This is a genomic window from Cupriavidus pauculus (assembly GCF_008801835.1).
Lineage (GTDB): Bacteria > Pseudomonadota > Gammaproteobacteria > Burkholderiales > Burkholderiaceae > Cupriavidus > Cupriavidus pauculus.
In genome coordinates, this window is the sequence record NZ_VZOW01000044.1 from 20,230 (window position 1) to 42,763 (window position 22,534).

The 22,534-nt window shown below is 65.3% G+C and carries 21 protein-coding genes; 7 read left to right on the forward strand and 14 right to left on the reverse strand.

Annotation, left to right across the window (positions count from 1 at the left end; translation table 11 throughout):
* The first annotated feature begins 39 nt into the window (after positions 1–39).
* The 3 genes from acuI (at position 40) to F7R19_RS26730 (ending at position 5,477) form a co-directional block, all read left to right on the forward strand.
* Positions 40–1,041 carry an acrylyl-CoA reductase (NADPH) gene (gene acuI / locus F7R19_RS26720; RefSeq protein ID WP_150982605.1) on the forward strand — a complete coding sequence of 334 codons (1,002 nt, stop codon included), beginning with the start codon at positions 40–42 and terminating at the stop codon, positions 1,039–1,041.
* Between the two features lie 186 nt (positions 1,042–1,227).
* Positions 1,228–3,042, forward strand: coding sequence for a M61 family metallopeptidase (locus F7R19_RS26725; RefSeq protein WP_150982607.1), 1,815 nt, complete (start codon positions 1,228–1,230; stop codon positions 3,040–3,042).
* Positions 3,043–3,113: 71 nt separating this feature from the next.
* Positions 3,114–5,477 (forward strand): FUSC family protein, encoded by a 2,364-nt coding sequence (locus tag F7R19_RS26730; RefSeq protein ID WP_061953250.1) that lies wholly within the window; start codon positions 3,114–3,116, stop codon positions 5,475–5,477.
* Positions 5,478–5,498: 21 nt separating this feature from the next.
* On the opposite strand, the gene F7R19_RS26735 is transcribed toward F7R19_RS26730, so the two are convergent.
* Positions 5,499–6,851, reverse strand: a complete 1,353-nt coding sequence (locus F7R19_RS26735; protein WP_150982608.1) for an ABC transporter ATP-binding protein — start codon at positions 6,849–6,851, stop codon at positions 5,499–5,501.
* Positions 6,852–6,861: 10 nt separating this feature from the next.
* On the reverse strand, positions 6,862–8,607 hold the full coding sequence (locus F7R19_RS26740) for an ABC transporter permease (RefSeq protein WP_150982610.1): 1,746 nt from the start codon (positions 8,605–8,607) through the stop codon (positions 6,862–6,864).
* Between the two features lie 102 nt (positions 8,608–8,709).
* Between F7R19_RS26740 and F7R19_RS26745 the strand changes: the two genes are divergently transcribed.
* On the forward strand, positions 8,710–8,997 hold the full coding sequence (locus F7R19_RS26745) for an acylphosphatase (protein ID WP_061953244.1): 288 nt from the start codon (positions 8,710–8,712) through the stop codon (positions 8,995–8,997).
* A gap of 18 nt (positions 8,998–9,015) precedes the next feature.
* On the opposite strand, the gene F7R19_RS26750 is transcribed toward F7R19_RS26745, so the two are convergent.
* The 8 genes from F7R19_RS26750 to rpe all read right to left on the reverse strand — a co-directional run bounded on the left by F7R19_RS26750 (position 9,016) and on the right by rpe (position 16,351).
* Positions 9,016–9,807 (reverse strand): uracil-DNA glycosylase, encoded by a 792-nt coding sequence (locus tag F7R19_RS26750; RefSeq protein WP_150982612.1) that lies wholly within the window; start codon positions 9,805–9,807, stop codon positions 9,016–9,018.
* Positions 9,807–10,430 carry a CYTH domain-containing protein gene (locus tag F7R19_RS26755; protein ID WP_150982614.1) on the reverse strand — a complete coding sequence of 208 codons (624 nt, stop codon included), beginning with the start codon at positions 10,428–10,430 and terminating at the stop codon, positions 9,807–9,809. Before F7R19_RS26755 ends, F7R19_RS26750 begins: the two co-directional genes overlap by 1 nt.
* Before the next feature lie 9 nt (positions 10,431–10,439).
* Positions 10,440–11,243, reverse strand: coding sequence for an indole-3-glycerol phosphate synthase TrpC (trpC, locus tag F7R19_RS26760; RefSeq protein WP_150982616.1), 804 nt, complete (start codon positions 11,241–11,243; stop codon positions 10,440–10,442).
* Positions 11,244–11,249: 6 nt separating this feature from the next.
* Entirely contained in the window at positions 11,250–12,278 is a 1,029-nt protein-coding gene (trpD, locus tag F7R19_RS26765) for an anthranilate phosphoribosyltransferase (RefSeq protein WP_061953236.1), read from the reverse strand.
* Positions 12,279–12,328: 50 nt separating this feature from the next.
* The gene (locus F7R19_RS26770; RefSeq protein ID WP_150982618.1) at positions 12,329–12,898 is read right to left on the reverse strand and encodes an aminodeoxychorismate/anthranilate synthase component II; all 570 of its coding nucleotides are present in this window, start codon (positions 12,896–12,898) and stop codon (positions 12,329–12,331) included.
* Positions 12,899–12,916: 18 nt separating this feature from the next.
* The gene (gene trpE / locus F7R19_RS26775) at positions 12,917–14,443 is read right to left on the reverse strand and encodes an anthranilate synthase component I (RefSeq protein WP_061952985.1); all 1,527 of its coding nucleotides are present in this window, start codon (positions 14,441–14,443) and stop codon (positions 12,917–12,919) included.
* A gap of 449 nt (positions 14,444–14,892) precedes the next feature.
* On the reverse strand, positions 14,893–15,633 hold the full coding sequence (gene gph / locus F7R19_RS26780; protein WP_150982622.1) for a phosphoglycolate phosphatase: 741 nt from the start codon (positions 15,631–15,633) through the stop codon (positions 14,893–14,895).
* 16 nt (positions 15,634–15,649) lie between these two features.
* The gene (gene rpe / locus F7R19_RS26785) at positions 15,650–16,351 is read right to left on the reverse strand and encodes a ribulose-phosphate 3-epimerase (protein ID WP_061952981.1); all 702 of its coding nucleotides are present in this window, start codon (positions 16,349–16,351) and stop codon (positions 15,650–15,652) included.
* A gap of 195 nt (positions 16,352–16,546) precedes the next feature.
* Between rpe and apaG the strand changes: the two genes are divergently transcribed.
* The gene (gene apaG, locus F7R19_RS26790) at positions 16,547–16,921 is read left to right on the forward strand and encodes a Co2+/Mg2+ efflux protein ApaG (protein WP_061952979.1); all 375 of its coding nucleotides are present in this window, start codon (positions 16,547–16,549) and stop codon (positions 16,919–16,921) included.
* A gap of 33 nt (positions 16,922–16,954) precedes the next feature.
* On the opposite strand, the gene F7R19_RS26795 is transcribed toward apaG, so the two are convergent.
* Positions 16,955–17,152, reverse strand: coding sequence for a hypothetical protein (locus F7R19_RS26795; protein ID WP_061952977.1), 198 nt, complete (start codon positions 17,150–17,152; stop codon positions 16,955–16,957).
* 107 nt (positions 17,153–17,259) lie between these two features.
* On the opposite strand from F7R19_RS26795, the gene mltA reads away from it, so the two are divergent.
* Positions 17,260–18,420, forward strand: a complete 1,161-nt coding sequence (mltA, locus tag F7R19_RS26800) for a murein transglycosylase A (protein WP_150982627.1) — start codon at positions 17,260–17,262, stop codon at positions 18,418–18,420.
* A gap of 121 nt (positions 18,421–18,541) precedes the next feature.
* Here the strand turns inward: mltA and paaK are convergent, their stop codons facing one another.
* The 3 genes from paaK to paaG form a co-directional block, all read right to left on the reverse strand.
* Positions 18,542–19,846, reverse strand: a complete 1,305-nt coding sequence (gene paaK / locus F7R19_RS26805) for a phenylacetate--CoA ligase PaaK (RefSeq protein ID WP_061952972.1) — start codon at positions 19,844–19,846, stop codon at positions 18,542–18,544.
* Positions 19,847–19,910: 64 nt separating this feature from the next.
* Positions 19,911–20,345 carry a hydroxyphenylacetyl-CoA thioesterase PaaI gene (gene paaI, locus F7R19_RS26810; RefSeq protein WP_150982624.1) on the reverse strand — a complete coding sequence of 145 codons (435 nt, stop codon included), beginning with the start codon at positions 20,343–20,345 and terminating at the stop codon, positions 19,911–19,913.
* A gap of 33 nt (positions 20,346–20,378) precedes the next feature.
* Positions 20,379–21,203, reverse strand: coding sequence for a 2-(1,2-epoxy-1,2-dihydrophenyl)acetyl-CoA isomerase PaaG (gene paaG, locus F7R19_RS26815; RefSeq protein ID WP_407648856.1), 825 nt, complete (start codon positions 21,201–21,203; stop codon positions 20,379–20,381).
* Between the two features lie 267 nt (positions 21,204–21,470).
* Between paaG and F7R19_RS26820 the strand changes: the two genes are divergently transcribed.
* Positions 21,471–22,247, forward strand: a complete 777-nt coding sequence (locus F7R19_RS26820; RefSeq protein ID WP_150982626.1) for an enoyl-CoA hydratase — start codon at positions 21,471–21,473, stop codon at positions 22,245–22,247.
* Positions 22,248–22,534 lie beyond the last annotated feature (287 nt).

The following is a 22,534-nucleotide window of genomic DNA, read 5'->3' on the forward strand; positions in this document are numbered from 1 at the left end:
ATCGATCATCAGACCACATTCCACGGGAGACAGAACATCATGACGTTTCAGGCACTGCTGCTGACCCAGGCAGACGGCAAGACACAGGCACAGATCGCGCAACTCGACGAAAGCCAGTTGCCCGAGGACGGCAACGTGCTGGTGGCCGTCGACTATTCGACGATCAATTTCAAGGACGGACTGGCGATCACGGGGCGCTCGCCGGTGGTGCGCAAATGGCCGATGGTGGCCGGCATCGACGGCGCGGGCACGGTCCTCGATTCGAGCGATCCGCGCTGGAAAACGGGCGATCGCGTGGTGCTCAACGGCTATGGCGTGGGCGAGACGCATTGGGGTTGCCTTGCGCAGCGCGCAAAGCTCAAGGGCGACTGGCTGGTGAAGCTGCCCGACGCATTCACTACGCGACAGGCCATGGCGATCGGCACGGCCGGCTACACGGCGATGCTGTCGGTACTGGCGCTGGAGCGCGGCGGCGTCAACGGCCCCGTGCGCCCCGGTGACGGCGACGTGCTGGTGACCGGCGCGTCCGGCGGCGTCGGCACGGTGGCTATCGCGCTGCTGTCCAAGCTGGGCTATCGCGTGACCGCCTCCACAGGCAAAACGGCGGAGGCCGATTTCCTGCGGGCGCTGGGCGCGACCGACGTGATCGATCGCGCGGAGCTGAGTGCTCCGGGCAAGCCGTTGCAGAAGGAACGCTGGGCGGCAGTGGTCGATTCGGTCGGATCTCACACGCTGGTCAATGCATGTGCCCAGGTGCGCTACGGCGGCGTGGTCACCGCATGCGGCCTGGCGCAGGGCATGGATTTTCCGGCGTCGATGGCGCCGTTCATCCTGCGCGGCGTGACGCTGGCCGGCATCGACAGCGTGATGGCGGCGATGCCGTTGCGCCAGACCGCGTGGAATCGCCTGGCGCAGGATCTCGCGCCGGACCGCCTGCAGGCCATCACGCGCGAGATCCGGCTGGCCGAGGCCATCGATGCCGGCCACCGGATCATGGAGGGCGGCATGCGCGGGCGCGTGGTGGTGGATGTGAACGCCTGACAGCGAGCCACTGCCGAGCCTGCAACTGTGGGGCGAGAGCCTGCGATTGTCGCGGGCTCCGGCGCGCCTGCCTGGCGTCGTTCCGGCGACCATGCAGTCCAACGGTCCAGCGTTTCGCCGATCCACCGATCCGCGGATCGTCGCACTGCGGACGCTGTTTCAAAACGTGACGCTACAATCGTGGCCATGACGCCGATCCGCTACGCCATCGCCCCGCTTCAACCGGAAGCCCATCTGTTTGCCGTTACCGTGACGGTGGACATTCCCGATCCCGCTGGTCAGGTCTTCACGCTACCGGCGTGGATTCCGGGCAGCTACATGATTCGCGACTTCGCCCGCAATATCGTGCGCATCCGCGCCGATGCCGGCGACGTGCGCGTGCCGCTGACCAAGCTCGACAAGCAAACCTGGCAGGCGGCGGCCTTGCCGCTGGAAGCCGGCCCGCTGACGCTGTCGTACGAGGTCTACGCGTGGGACCTGTCCGTGCGCAGCGCGCATCTGGACACCACGCACGCCTTCTACAACGGCAGTTCGGTATTCCTGCGCGTGGTGGGCCAGGATGACCTGCCCTGCACGGTCGATATCCATCCTCCCGCCGGCCAGACCTATGCGGACTGGCGCGTGGCCACCGCGCTGCCCGAGGCGCGCGGACCGGGCGGCGCGCGCCGCCATGGTTTCGGCCGCTACCAGGCCGCGGACTACGACGAACTGATCGACCATCCGGTCGAGATGGGCACGTTCGCGCTGGCCAGCTTCCGCGCTTGCGGCGTGCAGCACGACGTGGTGTTCACGGGCAAGGTGCCGCAACTCGATCTGGCGCGCATCTGTCGCGATCTGAAACAGATTTGCGAAGCGCAGATTCGGCTGTTCGAACCGCGCACCGCACGCGCGCCGTTTCTGGACAGCAATCGCCGCTATGTGTTCATGACGATGGTGACGACCGACGGCTACGGCGGTCTCGAACATCGCGCCAGCACCGCGCTGATGTGCGCGCGAAACGATCTGCCGGTGCGCGGCAACCCCGAAACCAGCGAAGGCTATCGCACGTTCCTCGGACTGTGCAGCCACGAATATTTCCATACCTGGAATGTCAAGCGCATCAAGCCGGCCGCGTATGTGCCGTACCGGCTCGAGCAGGAAACCTATTCGCCGCTGCTGTGGCTGTTCGAAGGCTTCACCAGCTATTACGACGACCTGATTCTGGTGCGCACGGGGCTGGTCACCGAGCAGCAATACGTCGACATGCTCGCCAAGACGTGGAACGGCGTGCTGCGTGGCAACGGCCGCACCAAGCAGAGCGTGGCCGAAAGCGCGTTCGATGCGTGGACCAAGTATTACCGCCAGGACGAGAACGCGCCCAACGCCATCGTCAGCTATTACACCAAGGGATCGCTGGTGGCGCTGGCGCTGGACCTGACGATCCGCGAGAAGACCCGCGGCCGCAAATCGCTCGATGACATCATGCGCGCGCTGTGGCAGCGCTACGGGCGCGATTTCTACGCGCCGGGCGCGGTGCAGCGCGGCGTTACCGAGGCCGAGATTTACGCGCTGTTCGACGAGATCACCGGCCTGCGGCTTGGCGGCCTGCTGCGCGCGCTGACCGAAGGCACCGCTGAGATCCAGTTGGCGCCGTTGTTCCGCGCCTTTGGCATCGCCGCGCAGCCGCAGAAGCCGGCCGTCGGCGCGGCGCTTGGCATCAAGTCGCGCACCGAAGATGGCTGGGTGCGCGTCACCCAGGTGCTGGACGGCGGCGCGGGCCAGGCGGCCGGGCTGTCCGCCGGCGACCTGCTGGCTGCGGTGGACGGCCTGCGCGTGGCGCCGGGCCAGCTCGACAAATTGCTGGCGCGCTATCGGCCGGGCGATTCGGTCGAACTGCACGTCTTCCGCCGCGACGAGCTGCAAATTCTGACGGTCACACTGGCGCGCGAGCCGGCCATGCAGTACAAGGTGGTAGTGGAGGCGGGCAAGCATGCGGGACGATCGCGCTGGCTGGGCCAGTAATCTGATTGTCACGATGTCGTGGCGCGCGTCGCCACGGCATCACCCCAACCGCTTCGGCTACTGACTGCCTCATGGAATACGCGCACGATCCCCGCACGTTCCTTTTCTCGCACTACATCTACCGTGGCCTGCGCTCGGCCACCGGTGTCATCGGCACAACGCTGGTGGCCATGCAGTTCATGGATCTGCCGAGCGCCATGGTGGTTTCGGTGGGCGCGCTGTGCACCAGCCTGATGGATCTGCCCAGCCCGCTGAACCACAAGTTCAACGAGATGCTGGCCAGCGTGCTGCTGTGCACGGCCATCACCGCCTTCGTGGCGCTGGCCACGCCGTTCCCGCGGGTCATGCCGTTCGTGCTGGTGCTGGTCACGTTCCTGGCGGGCATGCTGACCGTGTACGGCAACAAGACCATGCCGCTGCAGTTCTCGATGTTGTTCGTCATGACACTGACGGTCAACGAGGACTTCGTGGTGCGCAAAGCCATGGAGCATGCGTTCCAGTTTGGCGTCGGCGGCTTTGGCTATCTGGTCTATGCGATGGCCGTCAGCTGGATCATGGAACGGCGCACGCGCCAGCAGGTGCTGGCCGAATCGCTCTACGAGATGGCTGCCTATCTCGAGATCAAGGCGGCGTTCTACGATGCCGGCACCGACTACGACGAGCAGTTCAACCGGCTGGTGCGCCAGCAGATGGTGGTGGCGGAACGCCAGCAGGCCGCGCGCGACATGGTGCTGCGCGCCAACAAGACGCGCCACGACGGGCTGCTCATGCGCGTGCACCTGCGCATGCTCGATCTCTACGAATATCTGCTGTCGACCAATACCGACTACGCGCTATTGCGCCAGACGTTCGGCGGCACGCCGGTGCTCGACGAACTACGCAAACTGGTGCTCGGCCTTTGCAAGGACCTCGAGGAAATCGCCTTCGACGTGACGCGTGGCCGGCCGTCGTACAGCGCGTTCGACTACGGCCCGCACCTGCGCGCGGTGGAAAACGAAATCGCGCAGTTGCGCCATCACCATGTATCGCCAGCGGCGATGACGGCGCTCGGCGACACGCTCGAGATGATTCGCGGCGCGATCACGCTGGTGGGGCAATTGCACGAGGCCTCGCGCACGCCAGTAGAACCCGCGCAGATTCTGCCGGGTCTCGATTTCACGCCGTTCCTGACGCGCCAGAAGTATGAACTCCGCGTGCTGCGCGAGAACATGCACTGGCGCTCGCCCGCGTTCCGGTTCGCGTTGCGCATCACGATGGCGGTCGCTGTCGGCCTGTGGGTAGGCGATCACCTGCCGTATGCGTCGCACAGCTACTGGATCCTGCTGACCATCGTGGTGATCCTGAAGCCGAACTTCAGCATGACCAAGCAGCGCTACAACGATCGCCTGATCGGCACGCTGATCGGCTGCATCATCAGCGTCGCCGTGCTGCGCTGGATCCACAATCCGCTGGTGCTGCTCGGCGTGCTCTATGTGGCGCTGGTCTGCAGCGCCGCGTTCTCCACGATCAAGTACCGCTACACCGCCATCGCCGCCTGCGTGCAGGTGCTGATCCAGATTAACCTGCTGTTGCCGGGCAGCCAGACCGTGGTGGGCGAGCGGCTCGTCGACACGGTGATCGGCGGCATAATCGCGTCGATTTTCAGCTTTGTGCTGCCCAGTTGGGAATACCGCGCGATTCCGCGCCTGGTGGAAAACGTGCTGCAGGCCAATCGCAAGTACATCTCGGCCACGCGCGATCTGCTGCTGCGCAAGACGCCGGACGACTTTGCCTATCGCATCCAGCGCAAGCAGTTCATGGACAATCTGTCGGCGCTGATTTCGTCGTCGCAGCGCATGCTCGACGAACCGCGCAGCCGGCATCGGGCGGTGGACAACCTGAGCCGCTTCATCGTGCAGAACTATCTGGTGGCGGCCCACGTTGCGGCAGCGCGCATCCAGGTGCGCGAACACTATGGCGAACTGGATATCCCGGCTGCCGAAACCGCCATCGAGCAGGCCACGACGGCGGCCTTGCGGTCGTTGAACCTGGCAAGCGAGCGGCTGGCCGGCGAGGAACGGCACGGGCCGCGCGGCGCGGGCTTTGTCCGCACACCGGTGGAAGCGGCCGTGGCGGGCGTCGACCTGGGGCAGGGCGAGCCGGCCAGGACGGTGTCGGAAGACGACGCCAACGAACGCCGCGCGCGCATTGCCGATTCGGCGGACCGGCGCAAGGCCGATGTGCTGACGCAGGCGGCCGCGGCCGGGGAAATCGGCGTCAATGAACCGCTGCAGAAGACCCAGGAACAGCATGCGACGTCGACGGCAAGCTCGTCGGGGCGCGCGGCCAATGCGCTGCTGGAACGACGCTTGCGCGCGTTGCGCGAGGATGCCGCGAAGATCGCGCTGCGCACCGGCGCGATCGGACGCGCCATCCGCGCGCCGATGAAGCGCTGAGGCCGCTCTGACTGCGCGCGGCTAGCCCTCGCGCGCAGGCGGCTGTGTGGCGTCGGGCGCGGCGCCTTCCAACTCGGGCAAGGTCAGCATGCCGCTGTTGTACGAATAGCCGTAGACCTCGCCATAGCGTCCCCAGTCGATCGCAATCTTCAGGACCCGCTCGGCTTCGTCCGGTTTCAGGAAGGCGGCCATCTCGCGCAGCACGGATTCCTCGCCCACCTGGCCGTCTTCGCTCTGTTCCAGTTTGCGGCGGATGTGCGCGGCAAGCGCCACGTGCGCCAGCAATTGCTTGCCAAACAGCACCTTGCGCTCGGTCGGCTCGGTTTCGTAATAGCTGCGGCCCAGCGCCGTGGCCGTGATGTCGCCGCGCTCGATGGTGGCCAGTCCCAGCAACTGCATGGCCTCGCAGGCCGGCAGCAGTTCGTCGTCGGTGAGGCCAGCTTCGTTGGCCAGGTGCGGCAGATCGGCGCGGCCGAAGAACGGCGATTCGTGCAGCAGGTCGAGCACCGCTTCCATTTGGCTGATGTCGGCTTCGGGCAGGCGATAGCCGATTTCCCGCGCGGCCACCATCGCGGGGACGCGCAGGCCGGTGGCGGCGGGCGACGTCATCAATGTGTAGACCTCGTCGATCAGCGCGCGCACCTGCGCGTCGTCGCGATTGCGCGGCCGCGGGAACGGCACGCGCACTTCGGCGCGCACGCGCCCCGGATCGCTGGAAAGGATGACGATGCGGTCGGCCATCATCACCGCTTCCTCGATGTTGTGCGACACGATCAGGATGCTGCGGATATGCGCGCGCCCCGATTCCCACAGGTCCAGCATTTCGTCGCGCAGCGTCTCGCCGGTCAGCACGTCGAGCGCGGAAAACGCCTCGTCCATCAGCAGCAGGTCCGGCCGCGTCACCAGGGCCCGCGCGATGCCCACGCGCTGGCGCATGCCGCCGGATAGCTCGCGCGGCAGCGCGCTGTTGAAGCCGGACAGACCGATCATGTCGATCGCGGCCTCGGCGCGGCGCGCGCGTTCGGTCCTGGCCACGCCCTGGGCTTCCAGGCCCAGTTCGACGTTTTGCTGCACGGTCAGCCACGGAAACAGCGCGAACGACTGGAACACCATCGCGATGCCCTCCGCCGTGCCGGTCAGCCGCTGGCCGCGAAAGTGCACCTCGCCGCGGTCCGCGCTCACCAGGCCGGCCATGATGCGCAGCAGCGTCGATTTGCCCGATCCCGACTTGCCAAGCATGGCGACGATCTCGCCCTCGCGCAGCGTCAGGTCGACGCCTTCGAGCACGGCCCGGTCGGAATGGTCGGCGGTACGGAACATCTTGCCGACGCCGCGCAGATCGATCACCGATGTGGAGTTGTCTAGCAGTGCCATCGTGTTTGCCTCAAAGCCGGGTGCGCGACTGCGCCAGATCGTAAAGACGGTTCCACAGCAACCGGTTGAAGCCCACCACGAACAGGGCCATCACGCCGATGCCCAGCGCAATGCGCGGGAAGTCGCCGCGGGCGGTCATCTCGGCGATATAGCTGCCAAGACCCGTCGCCACCAGCGTGCGGTCGCCCCAGGTCACATATTCGGACACGATACTCGCGTTCCACGAGCCGCCCGCCGCCGTGACGAGCCCGGTCAGCAGGCTCGGAAACACCGCCGGAATCAGAAAGCGCCGCCACAACAGCCAGCCCTTGAGGCCGAAGTTGCGCGCGGCCAGCCGCAGTTCGGTGGGGATGCCGGATGCACCCGCCACCACGTTGAACAGGATGTACCACTGAGTGCCGAAGATCATCAGCGGACTGAGCCAGATTTCGGGATTCAGCCCAAACTTGACGATGGCCATCACGGCGAGCGGAAACATCAGGTTGGCCGGAAACGCGGCCATGAACTGTGCGATGGGCTGCGCGATGCGGGCCACCGCGGGGTTCAGTCCGATGCGGATGCCGATCGGCACCCAGACCAGCGCGGCCAGCGCGATCAGCACGATGACGCGCACCATCGTCAGCGTGCCCAGCCACAGCACATGGGCCGCCTCGGCCCAGCCCACCTCGCTGTGGATGAAGTGAAATACGCGGTAGAGCGCCGCGAGGGCCACGAGGACGATGATCGCGTCGCGCACGCGGTCGAGCGAGGCGCTCCAGCGCGCCGGCGCGGCTGGCAACGCGACCATGCCGCGATGGCGCGCACTCCACGCCAGCGTGCGGCCGCCCAGCGCCGCCGTCCATTTCAGCAGCGCGTGAACCCAGGCCGAGCGGCGCAGCAGATCGAGCAGCCAGGACTGCGGCACCGCGTCCTGCGCCAGCGTCTCGAAACGGAAGCGGTCGGCCCACGCCACCAGCGGACGGAACAGGAACTGGTCGTAGACCACGATGCCGACCAGCATCGCCACGATGGCCCAGCCGATTGCCGCGAGATCCTGTTGCTGGATGGCCAGCGCGATATACGAGCCGATGCCGGGCAGGCGGATATCGTGCCCGGACACCGAGATGGCCTCCGACGCCACCACGAAGAACCAGCCGCCGGACACCGACATCATCATGTTCCACAGCAGGCCGGGCATCGCGTACGGGACTTCCAGCCGCCAGAAGCGCTGCCATGGCGAAAGCCGGAACATGGCCGCCGCTTCCAGCAGATCGCCGGGGATTGTGCGGAACGACTGGTACAGGCTGAACGCCATGTTCCAGGCTTGCGACGTGAAAATGGCGAAGATCGCCGCGCACTCCACGCCGGCCAGCGAGCCGGGGAATAGCGCGATGAAGCCGGTGACGGTGATCGACAGGAAGCCCAGCACCGGGATCGACTGCAGGATGTCGAGCGCCGGCACCATCACCTTTTCGGCGGTGCGATTGCGCGAGGCGATCGCGGCGAAGGCGAACGAGAACACCAGCGAGGCGACCAGCGCGGCCAGCATGCGGATGCTGGTGCGCATCAGGTAATACGGCAGCCACGCGATGTCGAGATGGACGTCGAGCATCTCGCCGGGCTGGTACGGCACATCCATCTGGCGCGCGGCATAGGCGACGATCACAATGGCGGCCAGGATGATTGGCAGCAGCGCGATGTCAAAGCGGTTGGGCGGCGCGGTGAGCAGCGGCCCGACGTAGCCAGGAGCGGGTTTGTTGTTGGGCGTTGGTGGCATGGCGGGGCGGGATGGGGTGCGCCAAAGGCAGCGTATGTTGGCTGCCGACTGACTGCCTAACGCCCCAGCAGGCTAGGTAGTTTACCTAGTAGGGGAGAAATGATGACGACTTCGGAGCAAACCTGGCATTTGTTCGCGCACGGCCGCGTGCAGGGCGTGGGCTATCGCGCGGCGTGCGCCGAGCGCGCCGTGGCGCTTGGTGTTGGCGGCTGGGTGCGCAACCGTGTCGACGGCACGGTGGAAGTGATGGCGAGTGGCACGAAAGCGCAGCTCGAAGCACTGCGGCAATGGATGGAGAGCGGACCGCCGGCCGCGCGCGTATCGCATGTGGACATGACGGTCGCAGCGCCTGAGTCGTTCGATCGATTCGATTGCCGGCCGACGGCCTGAGCCCCGGCTCGGCCCGACTCAGCTCGCCAGCCAGTCGATGGCCGGCTTGCCGTGGCGTTCGAGCCAGTCGTTGGCCTGACGGAAGTGTCCGCAGCCGAGAAAGCCGCGATGCGCCGACAATGGCGACGGATGCGGCGCCTCCAGCACACAGTGCGGCTTGCCTTCGAGCAGGGCCTTCTTTGCCTGCGCGTGGCTGCCCCACAGCATGAAAACAAGGTTGGGGCGCGACATCGCCAGCGCGTGGATCAGGCAATCGGTCACTGCTTCCCAGCCACGTCGGGCGTGACTGGCCGCATTGCCCTGCTCGACGGTCAGCACCGTGTTCAGCAGCAGCACTCCCTGGCGCGCCCAGCCTTCCAGGTTGCCGGACGCCCGCACCGGCTCGGCGCCGTATTCAGCACCGATTTCCTTGAAGATGTTGCGCAGGCTTGGCGGCACCTTGACGCCATCGGGTACCGAAAACGCCAGTCCATGCGCCTGCGGGATTTCCGCGCCGCCAACCACGCCCGTGCCGTGATACGGGTCCTGGCCCAGGATCACCACCCGCACCGAGTCCGGCGGCGTCAGATGCAGCGCATGGAACACGGCATGGGGGAATACCGGCTTGCCCCCGGCGCGCTCGCCATCGACGAAATCGCACAGCGCGGTCCACGCGGCATTGCCAAGACAGGGTTGGAGCAACTCGCGCCATCCCGCGGGCAGCGCGTCGACCTGGGCTTGCAGCGGGGCGACGGCATTGGCATTGGCGTTGGCGTTGGCGCCCGGATTGGCGTTGGGCGGCGATTCGGTGGCGAACAGGTCGGCTTGCATCAGAGGTGGCTGGTAAGACGGTAGCCGCGTGCGGCCTTGCTGAGATCGGATGGCGTGAGCGGAGCCACATGGGCGATGCGCCGCGCGAAGGCGCGCAGCGCGGCCTGCGCAACGTCGTCGGACGCCCCGTCGCGCGGCAGCCATTCGAGTTCCAGTTCCTGGATGTGATCGGTCTTGCCGACACCCGGCGCGCTGATCGTGCCGATATCGAGCGCGGCCTCGATCCGTTCGCCGTCCTGCTCCACGATCCATGTGCGGCGCGTGAAATCGGTGCGGAACACGGGTGCGAGCCGATCGGCCAGCGGCGCCAAAACTCCGCGCGCGTCGTCGGGAAAGCGGCTCAGGTCGATCGCTTCACCGGACACTTCCATTTCCCATTCATGGCGCGCGGTCAGGCCGCCCGCGCTTTTGCCGGCCGTCTTCAGCGTCTGCAGCCAACGATCGCCCTTCTTGCGCAGGCGCAGCGCCGCGCGGGACTGTGCCAGCTTGCGCTCAGGCGTGTCGAAATACACGTTCAGCAGCGTGGTTTCGCCGCACGGCTGCCCGTTCGCGTCGAGCCATGCTGCCACGGCGGCCAGCGCCACGTCGGGCACGGACAGTTTCAGTTCAATCTCGGTTGGCATCGCGCCGCGTCAGCCGAACAGCCGCGCCAGTTCCACGCCCGGTTCCGGCGCGCGCATGAACGCTTCGCCGACCAGGAACGCGTTGACGTTGGCGTCGCGCATGCGCTGCACGTCGGCCGGGCCGAGGATGCCCGATTCGGTGACCACGAGACGGTCCGCCGGCATACGCGGCAGCAGGTTCAGCGTGTTGTCCAGCGATACCTCGAAGGTGCGCAGGTTACGGTTGTTGACGCCCGCCAGCGGCGTCTTCAGGCGCAGGGCGGCGTCGAGCTCTTCCTCGTCATGCACTTCCACCAGCACGTCCATGCCGAGTTCGTGCGCGCAGGCTTCGAGTTCGGCCATCAGGCCGTGATCGAGCGCGGCCACGATCAGCAGGATGCAGTCCGCGCCCCACGTGCGCGCTTCGTAGACCTGATACAGGTCCATCATGAAATCCTTGCGCAGGGCCGGAATCGGGCATGCGCCGCGGGCGCGCTTGAGATAGTCGGCGTGGCCCTGGAAGAAGTTCACATCGGTCAGCACCGACAGGCAGGCTGCGCCGTGCGAGGCGTAGCTTTCGGCGATCGCTTCGGGGATGAAGTTCTCGCGCAGCACGCCCTTGGACGGCGATGCCTTCTTGACTTCGGCAATCACGCCTGCGTGGCCGGCGGCGATTTTCTCGCGCAGCGCACGCTCGAAGCCGCGCGGCGCCAGGCCGGGTTCCGTGCGCAGGCTTTCCGCCTCCGCGCGCAGGCTGGGCAGGTCGCGCTTCTTGCGCGCCGCGGCCACTTCGTCGGCCTTGACGGCCAGGATCTTTTCGAGAATGTCGGACATGGCGATTTACTTGTATTGCTGCGTGGCGCGCACGAACTGATCGAGCTTTTCGCGCGCGGCGCCGCTGGCAATGGCCTCGCGCGCGCGCTGGATGCCGTCCTCTATGGAACTGGCCACGTTGGCGGCGTAGAGCGCCGTGCCGGCGTTGAGCGCCACGATCTCGCGCGGCGTGCCGGCGACGTTGCCCAGCGCCTCGAGCAGCATTTCCTTCGATTCGGCCGCGTCGGCCACCTTCAGGCCGCGGTTGGAAATCATCGACAGGCCAAAGTCTTCCGGATGGATTTCGTACTCGCGGACCTCGCCGTCCTTGAGTTCGCCCACCAGCGTGGCGGCGCCCAGCGACACTTCGTCCATACCGTCCTTGCCGTAGACCACGATGGCATGCTGCGCGCCCAGGCGCTGCATCACGCGCACCTGGATGCCGACCAGATCGGGATGGAACACGCCCATCAGGATGTTGGGCGCGTCGGCCGGGTTGGTCAGCGGGCCGAGAATATTGAAGATCGTGCGCACGCCCATTTCCTTGCGGATCGGCGCCACGTTCTTCATGGCCGGGTGATGCGTCGGCGCAAACATGAAGCCGATGCCGGTCTGCTCGATGCACTGGCCCACCTGCTCGGGCGTCAGCATGATGTTCACGCCCAGCGCCTCGAGCACGTCGGCACTGCCCGACTTCGACGACACGCCCCGGTTGCCGTGCTTGGCAATCCTGGCGCCCGCGGCAGCGGCCACGAACATCGACGCGGTCGAGATGTTGAACGTGTGCGAGCCGTCGCCGCCGGTGCCGACGATATCGACGAAGTGTTGACGATCCTGCACCGTCACGTGATTGGCGAATTCGCGCATGACCTGCGCGGCTGCCGAAATCTCGCCGATGGTTTCCTTCTTCACGCGCAGCCCGGTCAGGATGGCCGCGGCCATGACCGGCGAGATCTGCCCCTGCATGATCTGCCGCATCAGGTGCAGCATTTCGTCGTGAAAGATCTCGCGGTGTTCGATGCAGCGCGTCAGCGCTTCCTGGGGCGTGATGGACATAGCGGTTGGTTCGGTAGTGGGGGCGGCGAACGCGGAAAATTCGGCCCGCCTCATCGCGGCGCCTTGATGAAGTTGGCCAGCAGCGCGTGGCCGTGTTCGGACAGGATCGATTCCGGATGGAACTGCACGCCTTCCACATTCAGCGTCTTGTGGCGCACGCCCATGATCTCGCCGTCCGGCGTCCAGGCCGTGACTTCCAGGCAATCGGGCAGCGTTTCGCGCTCGATAGCCAGCGAATGATAGCGCGTCACGTCGAAGTGTTTCGGCAGTCCGGCAAACACGCCTTCCTGGGTGGTTTCGATCGTGCTGACCTTGCCGTGCATCACCTGCTTGGCGCGGATCACCTTGCCGCCAAACGCTTCGCCGATGGCCTGGTGGCCCAGGCAGACGCCCAGCAGCGGCACCTTGCCGGCGAAATGCTTGAGCACGTCCACCGAGATCCCGGCCTCACGCGGGCTGCAGGGGCCGGGCGAGACGCAGATGTGATCGGGATTGAGCGCTTCGATCTGTTCGACGGTGATTTCGTCGTTGCGATAGGTGCGCACGTCGGCGCCCAGTTCGCCAAAGTACTGCACGAGGTTGTAGGTGAACGAGTCGTAGTTGTCGATCATCAGCAGCATGTCATCTCTCCCGGGGGCTCAGAGGTCGGCGTCCAGGCCGTCCTGGACCTGTTCGGCGGCGCGGATCACGGCGCGCGCCTTCGCCTCGGTTTCCCTCCATTCGGCCTCGGGGTCCGAGTCCGCCACGATGCCGGCCGCCGCCTGCACAAAGAGATTGCCGTCCTTGATCACGCCGGTGCGGATGGCAATGGCCAGATCCATTTCGCCGCCAAACGACAGGTAACCGACCGCGCCGCCATAGATGCCGCGCTTGCGCGGTTCGAGCTCGTCGATGATTTCCATCGCACGCACCTTGGGCGCGCCCGACAGCGTCCCGGCCGGGAACGTGGCGCGCAGCACGTCGAGATTGCTCATGCCGTCGCGCAGCGTGCCTTCCACCGAGCTGACGATGTGCTGCACGTGCGAGTACTTCTCGATCACCATCTTGTCGGTGACCTTGACCGAGCCGGTCTTGGCGATACGCCCGATGTCGTTGCGCGCCAGGTCGATCAGCATCACGTGCTCGGCGATTTCCTTCGGATCGTTGAGCAGTTCCACGGCAAGCTGCGCATCGCGTTCGGGCGTGCTGCCGCGCGGGCGCGTGCCGGCCAGCGGGCGGATCGTGACGATGTGCGCGGTTTCGGTCTCGCCATTGTTCTGCGGCGTGCTGACCTTGCGCGTTTCCTGGCGCACCAGGATTTCGGGCGACGCGCCAACCACCTGGAAGTCGCCGAAATTGTAGAAATACATGTACGGCGACGGATTCAGCGAACGCAGCGCGCGATACAGCGACAGCGGCGAATCGCGATACGGCTTGATCAGGCGCTGACCGACCTGAACCTGCATCATGTCGCCGGCCATGATGTATTCCTTGGCCTTGTGCACGGCGGTCAGGTAGTCGTCCTTGGCGAATTCGCGATAGACCTCGGTCTGCACCGACGGGCTGGTGACCGGCACATCGACAGGCTGGCGCAGCTTCATGCGCAGTTCGCGCAGGCGTTGACGCGCGCGCGGGTACGCCTCTGGCGTGGTCGGATCGGCGTAGACGATCAGGTAGAGCTTGCCGGACAGATTGTCGATCACGGCGAGTTCTTCGCACAGCAGCAACTGGATGTCGGGCAGGCCGAGGTCGTCCGGCATCTGCTTGTCGGCCAGCTTTTTCTCGATGTAGCGCACGGCGTCGTAGCCGAAGTAACCGGCCAGGCCGCCGCAGAAACGCGGCAGTCCCGGACGTAGCGCCACCTTGAAGCGCTTCTCGAATTCCGCGATGAAATCGAGCGGGTTGCCTTCGTGGGTCTCGACGACCTTGCCGTCGGTAACCACCTCGGTGCGGCGGCCGTAGGCGCGGATCAGCGTGCGGGCGTGCAGGCCGATGAACGAATAGCGGCCGAAGCGCTCGCCGCCGACCACCGATTCCAGCAGGAACGTATTTACGCCGCGCGTCTGCGACTGCGCCAGCTTCAGATACAGCGACAGCGGGGTTTCGAGATCCGCCAGCGCCTCGGCGATGATGGGGATGCGGTTGTAGCCCTGGTCGGCCAGCGATTTGAATTCCAGTTCGGTCATGTCGATCCTCGTCTTGCGGCGCCGGCCAGTCGGGTCGGTTCGGGCGGCACCGGGATGTCTCGGCAGGGGAGGGCGACAGGCTGCGTCAACCCGCCCCGGAGGGCGGACCGTGGTGCACACGACTTCGCAAAAAGCTGCGCACACGGCCGGGCGATGGCGTGTGGCGCGTTCTAGAGGCTAACCGTAGCACAGGCGCAGACAGGAGCAACCGGAACTACGGCGCTGGCGGAAGGATCTGCCGGGGAAGCCGGTCATCGGACCGGTCCGGCGGAGCTTGCGGATATCGATCCCGCAGATGACTGCAGGGCCGGATATATCGCGGCAAGCCCGTCAGGAAACTCGCGAACGCACTTTACGCCTGTTCAGAGGCGCGCCAGCGACGCCAGGGCCAAGCCTGCCGATCACTGCCAGAAAAGATGCGTTTGCGGTTGAGGAACATTGAATGGTGTTCAGCGTTGGGTTGTCCGATGTGCGGCGAGAAGCGCCGCCACGCGGGCAATGTCGGCGACTATACCATCGGCGTCGACGGCTTGTACAGGGTTGCCATGGTTGTAGCCATAAGGCATCAACAGCACTCCCATGCCGGCCGCCCGGGCCGCGCGCGCGTCGTTTTCGGAGTCGCCGATGGCCAGCACCGCTGCCGGATCCAGCCGGAACACTTCGGCCACCTTGAGCAGCGGATAGGGATCGGGCTTGCGCAGCGCAAACGCATCGCCGCCGTAGACGAGTTCGAAATACTGCGCCAGGCCGGTCTTGGCCAGCAGCGGCTCGGTGAAGTTCCACGGCTTGTTGGTGACGCACGCCATGCGCAGCCCCAGCGCCTTCAGCGCCTCAAGCCCTTCCCGCACGTTCGGATAAACGTTCGAGAACTGCCCGTTGATGCGCACGTATTCGCGGTCATAGAGCGCGTAGGCATCGGCGAAGAGGCTGTTGGCGTGCAGCGGGCTGAAGCGCGCGTCGAGTACGCGGCGGATCAGGTTTTCCGAACCCTTGCCGACAAAGCTGACGATCTCCTGCGCGGACATCGGCTCGACCGGCCCCAAATGCGGATGCTGGTGCACCAGCGCGAGCAGCATTGCATTGACCGACGCATGGAAGTCGCCAGCCGTATCGACCATGGTGCCGTCGAGGTCGACGATCACCGCCTGGATGCCGCTCCAGTCGGTACGGCGCAGGATTTCGAGGCTCATGCCAAGCGCCTCCGGATTACTTGCCGGCGCGGGCCAGCTCGGCGCGCAGCGCGGCAATGATGCCCTTGTAGCCGCCGTCGGCGTCCGGCTTGCCGAACACCGCGGATCCCGCAACAAAGGTGTCCGCGCCAGCCGCCGCGATTTCCGCGATGTTGTCGACCTTCACGCCGCCGTCCACCTCCAGAAGGATCTGGCGGCCGGTCCGTGCGGTGTATTCGTCGATGCGGGCGCGCACGGCGCGCAGCTTGTTGAGCGTCTCGGGGATGAACGACTGGCCGCCGAAGCCCGGATTCACGGACATCAGCAGGATCACGTCGAGCCGGTCCATCACATGGTCCAGATGGTGCAGCGGCGTGGCCGGATTGAATACCAGTCCCGCCTGGCAGCCGTGGTCGCGGATCAGCGCAAGCGAGCGGTCGATGTGATCGCTCGCCTCCGGGTGGAAGGTGATGATATTGGCGCCCGCCTTGGCGAAGTCGGGAATGATGCGGTCCACCGGGCGCACCATCAGATGCACGTCGATCGGCGCGGTCACGTGCGGGCGGATCGCCTCGCAAACCAGCGGGCCCACAGTCAGGTTGGGCACGTAGTGGTTGTCCATCACGTCGAAGTGGATCCAGTCGGCGCCCGCCTCGGTAACACGGCGCACTTCCTCGCCCAGGCGGGCGAAGTCGGCGGACAGGATGGACGGCGCGATGCGGAAAGTGGGCTGGCTCATGATGGTGGGGCCTCGGTGAATCGGCCGGAAAGCGGCAAAGTGGGGGAATCGGGCGCGTATTTTACGCCGGTCCGGTCGCGGCCGCCCCGGCGGCGGGCGCGCAACGGGCCGCTTGCCGCTGCCCAGCCCTTGCCGCACAATGCGCAACACTTGGCCGCCTCGCGTGGCCTGCCCACCATCCTCACCCGTCGAACAATGAGCGAGTACGCTTTTTCCGTCGCCGTACGCACCCAGTACATGGCCGACCAGTCCGATCCGGACCGCGGGCGCTACGCATTCGCGTACACCATCACCATCCACAACACCGGAGAAGTGGCGGCACAGCTGATTTCGCGTCACTGGATCATCACGGACAGCGACAACACCACCCAGGAAGTTTCCGGGCTGGGCGTGGTTGGGCACCAGCCATTGCTCAAGCCGGGCGAGCACTTCGAGTATTCGAGCTGGGCGACGATCTCGACGCCGGTTGGGTCGATGAAGGGCGAGTACTTCTGCGTGGCCGAGGACGGCCACCGCTTCGAGGCGCCGATTCCGGAATTTGCACTGGTTCTGCCGCGCATGCTGCATTGAACCGCGCGGCGGACGCGCACCGGGCGTGGGAACCTACGCGTCCGGGCCGCTGTCTGCGTCCTTCGGTGCGGGATTGGCGCGCGACGGATGATCGCTTGGCGCGCGTGTGGGACGCGGGTTCTTCTTGGCGGTCCCCATCGTCCACACCACGATGAATATCAGCAGCAACAGCGCCACGCCGGCTTCGGCGGCCAGCAGCAGGGTGGGATGGTTTTCGAAGAACTGGCTCATCTCGATAGGGGCGGTCGACGCGACGGATTGAGATTGTAGGACATACGCGACGCGCCGGACCGCGCCACCGCCGGAACCTCGCGCGCGTCATGCAGAGAACGAATCAGATGGCATATCAGCATTCCCAGCGCGCCCCCCGCGCACTTTCGATTTCGTCGACTTCGCGTCAGCGTCGGTACGATTGGCTGGCCCTGACGGCATCGGCCATCGGCGCGGCGTTGCTGGCCGGTTGCATGAGCGGCCCGCCGCCACGCATCCTGGGTCCCGGCGGCACCGCCCCGGGCACCACGGCGCCGTCCGCATCGGCGGCAGGCCGTCTGCAGCCGGCAAGCTGGACCGAGATCGGTGGCTGGAGCCAGGATGATGTGCGCGCCGCGTGGCCGGCGCTGCAGGCCAGTTGCCAGGCCCTGAAAAAGAAGCCGGAATGGAATCGCGTCTGCACGACGGGGCTGATGGTCGATGCTGGCGACCTGAACGCCATGCGCAAGTACTTCGAAACCAATTTCCAGCCATACCGCGTGGTCAATACCGATGGGACCGACAGCGGCTTGATCACCGGTTACTACGAGCCGATCCTGCACGGATCCCGCTCGCGCCAGGGCCAGTACCAGATCCCGCTGTACAAGCGGCCGCCGCAACTGGGCCGTGGCGCCTTGCCTGCGCGGGCCGAACTGTTGCAGAACCCGGCGTTGCGCGGCAATGAACTCGTATATGTGGACGACGCGGTGGAAGCCGCGTTCCTGCAGATCCAGGGATCGGGTCGCATCCGTCTGACCGACGGCACGATGATGCGGGTGGGGTTTGGTGGCACCAACGACCAGCCTTTCCGCTCGTTCGGCAAATGGCTGCTCGACCGCGGCGAGATCACGCCTGCCCAGGCCACAATGCAGGGCATCAAGGCATGGGCGCGCGCCAACCCGGGCCGCGTCGACGAGATGCTCAACGTGAATCCTCGCTTCGTGTTCTTCCGTGAACTGCCGCCGAGCAACGATGGGCCGGTGGGCGCGCTTGGTGTGCCGCTGACTGCGGAGCGGTCGATTGCGGTGGATCCCGCCACGATTCCGCTCGGTGTGCCGGTGTTCCTGTCGACGACGCGCCCGCTTTCCGTCGAACCGATCCAGCGCCTGATGTTCGCGCAGGACACCGGCTCCGCCATCAAAGGCGGCGTGCGCGCCGACTTTTTCTGGGGCGCCGGCGATGCTGCCGGCGAAACCGCGGGGCGCATGAAGCAGGGCGGCCGCATGTGGGTGCTGATGCCGCGCAGCTGATCCCACGCCGATCAAGCGAGCGTCGTATGGCTAGGGGGCGAGCGCCTCGCGTCCCCTCCCGCCCCGGTGTGGCCCTCGGTGTGGCCCTGCTTCATAATCGGCAGAGCCGCCCGAGCCTCTGTCAGCGCGGCCGGTTGTCGACGATGCGGCGCGCCTTCCCGACCGAGCGCTCGACGCCGCCTTCGGGCAGGATCTCGATCGCAGCCGTTACGCCGATGTAGGCCTTGATATCGTGCGCCAGCACCGATTGCGCTTGGCCAGCGATCGCCGGATCGGCGCCATGGTTGCATTCGACGCGCACGGTCAGGGTATCGAGCGGACCTTCCTTGCCCAGCACGCACTGGTAGTGCGGCGCAAGTTCGCTGTGTTTGAGGATCAATTCCTCGATTTGCGACGGAAACACGTTGACGCCCCGCACGATCATCATGTCGTCGGTGCGGCCGGTGATCTTCTCCATCCGCCGAAACGCCGCGCGCGCCGTTCCTGGTAACAAGCGCGTCAGATCGCGGGTGCGATAACGGACCACCGGCATCGCTTCCTTGGTCAGCGATGTGAAGACCAGTTCGCCGAATTCGCCATCTGGCAGCACTTCGCCGGTATCCGGATCGATGATCTCCGGATAGAAGTGATCCTCCCAGATTGTGGGGCCATCCTTGGTTTCCGCGCACTCGTTGGCCACGCCCGGGCCCATCACTTCGGACAATCCATAGATGTCGACCGCCGATATTCCCATGCGCTTCTCGATGGCCAGCCGCATTTCGGGCGTCCACGGCTCGGCGCCGAAAATACCGATGCGCAGCGACGTCGATGCCGGGTCGATGCCCTGGCGCTCGAGTTCGTCGGCAATGGCCAGCATATAGCTGGGCGTCACCATGATGATCTCGGGCCGGAAATCCTGGATCAATTGCACCTGGCGCTCCGTCTGGCCGCCGCCGAACGGGATTGCCGTCAGGCCGGCTTTCTCGACGCCGTAGTGTGCGCCCAGTCCGCCCGTGAAAAGCCCGTAGCCGTAGCTGATGTGAACTTTGTCGCCACGCTTGGCGCCCGATGCGCGGATCGAGCGCGCCATCACGGTCGCCCACGTATCGATGTCGCGCAGCGTATAGCCGACCACGGTTGGTTTGCCGGTGGTCCCCGACGATGCGTGGATGCGCGCGATGCGGTCCTGGGGCACGGCAAACATGCCGAATGGATAGTTGTCGCGCAGATCCTTCTTCGTCGTAAACGGAAATCGCGCTAGGTCCGCCAGGGACCGGAGATCGTCTGGGTGTACGCCGGCATCTTCGAACTTGCGCCGATATACCGGCGAGTTCTCGTAGGCATGGCGTAACGACCATTTGAGGCGGTCAAGCTGCAGTGCCTGAAGATCCTGCCGGCTAGCGGTTTCGATCGGCTCCAGGGGCAGGTCGGTAAGGCGCGTACTCATGAATGTCTCCACTTCCGGGGGGCGCTACGTTGGCGCGAAGCGAGTTGCCAAGGCGGACCAAGGTTCAGGACGGCGCGATGACGTGTCCCTTGATTTGTGCCGACTTGCCGCGAAACATTGCGACGGGCTCGCCGGCGCGATTTACCACCTTGATGTCATAAATTCCGTGCCGGCCCGACAGTACCTGTTCAACAGCTTCGGCAGTCAGTACATCGCCGCCTTGCACCGGGCGCAGGAAGTCGATCGAACAACCGGAGGCCACCGTGCTGATGTTGTAGCTGTTGCAGGCGAACGCGAAAGCCGAGTCAGCGAGCGTGAACATCAGCCCGCCATGGCAGATGGCATGGCCATTCAGGAATTCGGTTCGCACCTCCATCGACAGACGCGCATAACCTGGGCGTACCTCTTCCAGCACCATGCCCAGCCAGCGGCTGCAGGCGTCCGATTCGTACATGGCGCGGGCCGTGGCTTCGGCCAGCGCCTGGGGATCGTCAATCAAATGAGTCTCCAATTCAGTGGAAGGGAGTCGGGGTCAAGCGCCGGTGAAGCGTGGTGCGCGCTTTTCCAAGAAGGCATTGACGCCTTCGGTGTAGTCATGTGAGCGGCCCAGATCGCGCTGGAGGTCCCGCTCGAGATCGAGCTGTGCGTCCAGCGAATTGGTGGCGCTGGCATACATGGCCTGCTTGATCGCCGCCAGCGCGCGCGTGGGTTGCGCGGCGAGATGGGTTGCCAGGGCCATCGCCTGTTCGGACAGCAAGGGATCGTCCATGACTTCCCACACCAGTCCCCACTTCTCTGCGTCTTCGGCGCTGAGCTTGTCGCCCGTCATGGCCAGGCCGAGCGCCCGCGCCAGCCCCACGCGCTTCGGCAGCAACCACGTGCCGCCGGAATCGGGCACGAGCCCGATCTTGACGAACGCCTGGATGAAGCTGGCCGATTTGGCTGCGAGAACGATGTCGCAGGCCAGCGCGAGATTCGCGCCCGCGCCGGCGGCGGTGCCATTGACGGCGGCGATAACCGGAAGCGGTAGCGCTTGCAGACGCCTCACCAGCGGGTTGAACCAGGTGTCGATAAGTTCGCCGAGATCCGTTGCGTTGTCCGGGCTGAAGTCGAGATCGGCCAGATCCTGCCCCGCGCAGAATCCGCGCCCAGCGCCGGTCAGCAACAACGCGCGGGCGCCACCCGCTTCGGCATGGTCCAGCGCCTGCACCAGGCTGCGGTGCATGTCGCGTGTAAAGCTGTTGAGCTTTTCCGGCCGATTGAGCGTGACCACCGCCACATCGCCGTGCCATCGCAGCAAAATCGGGCCGGACTCAAGCTGGACGCGCGCCTGCGAATGGGCCGGGTTTGGGGGCATGGTTGTCTCCTGCGCCATATGGTTCTCCGGGACGGTCGAATGTGGATGCGTTGCCACGGCGTGCCGCTGGGTCATTGTAGGTAGCCCCGCGGTCATTAAATAAACCGACCAGTCGGTCGGCAAATATTAGTCGGCTTGGGGCGGGGGCGCAAGAGTGTGGCGGCGCGAGGCCGGGCTGGCGCGTAGTCGTCTTGACCGTCATTCACTGCGCGGGAGAGTATCGGTGCACTGCCAACAGGACAGAACCATCGATTGCTAGGAGAAGACATGTCGTACGAGAACATCTTGGTGGAGACTCGCGGCCGGGTGGGGTTGGTGACTCTCAATCGGCCGAAAGCGTTGAACGCGCTGAACGACGCGCTGATGGATGAACTGGGCGCTGCGCTGGTTGCCTTCGACCAGGACGAAGCCGTCGGCTGTATCGTCATCACGGGTAGCGAGCGAGCGTTTGCGGCGGGTGCGGACATTGGAATGATGGCCAAGTACTCGTATATGGATGCTTACAAAAGCGACTACATCACCCGGAACTGGGAAACGATCCGTCGCATCCGCAAGCCCGTTATTGCTGCAGTAGCTGGTTACGCCCTGGGCGGCGGCTGCGAATTGGCGATGATGTGCGACATCGTTATCGCGGCCGACAATGCCAGGTTCGGGCAACCGGAGGTCAAGCTCGGCACCATGCCGGGTGCCGGCGGGACGCAGCGGTTGCCACGGGCGGTATCGAAAGCCAAGGCAATGGACCTTTGCCTGACCGCACGCATGATGGACGCCGCCGAAGCCGAACGAGCCGGCCTGGTATCGCGCGTTGTTGCGGCCGACGCGTTGATCGACGAGGCCTTAACCGCTGCGGAAACCATTGCTAGCTATTCGCTGCCCGTGGTCATGATGATCAAGGAATCCGTCAACGCCGCATATGAGACGACTCTGAATGAAGGGGTGCGATTCGAGCGGCGCCTGTTTCATGCCACGTTTGCCACGGAAGATCAGAAGGAGGGTATGGCGGCGTTTGTGGAGAAAAGGGCACCTGCCTTCAAGCATCAGTAGGACGTATCGGGAATACCCGATAGCGATGGTCGGTTATTGTGCGAGAAAGGAAATTGATCTTGAAGCTGAATTTCCTTTCCGATCAACGGTTTGAATAGAGCTTCCGGGCTCGTGTTTCGCTTGTTCATGACAAACGTATTGCAAAGCCCGGAGATTCGTCCTAATATTCGCCCCCTCGCAACACGAAGCGCGCTGCCAAGGCAGTGTTGGCAAGGGTTTGCGGGGCGGCAGTGGTTGGTGTCTGGGCAGGAAAGGGCGCTGACGGCAGATAAAAAATCTTCTGCAAA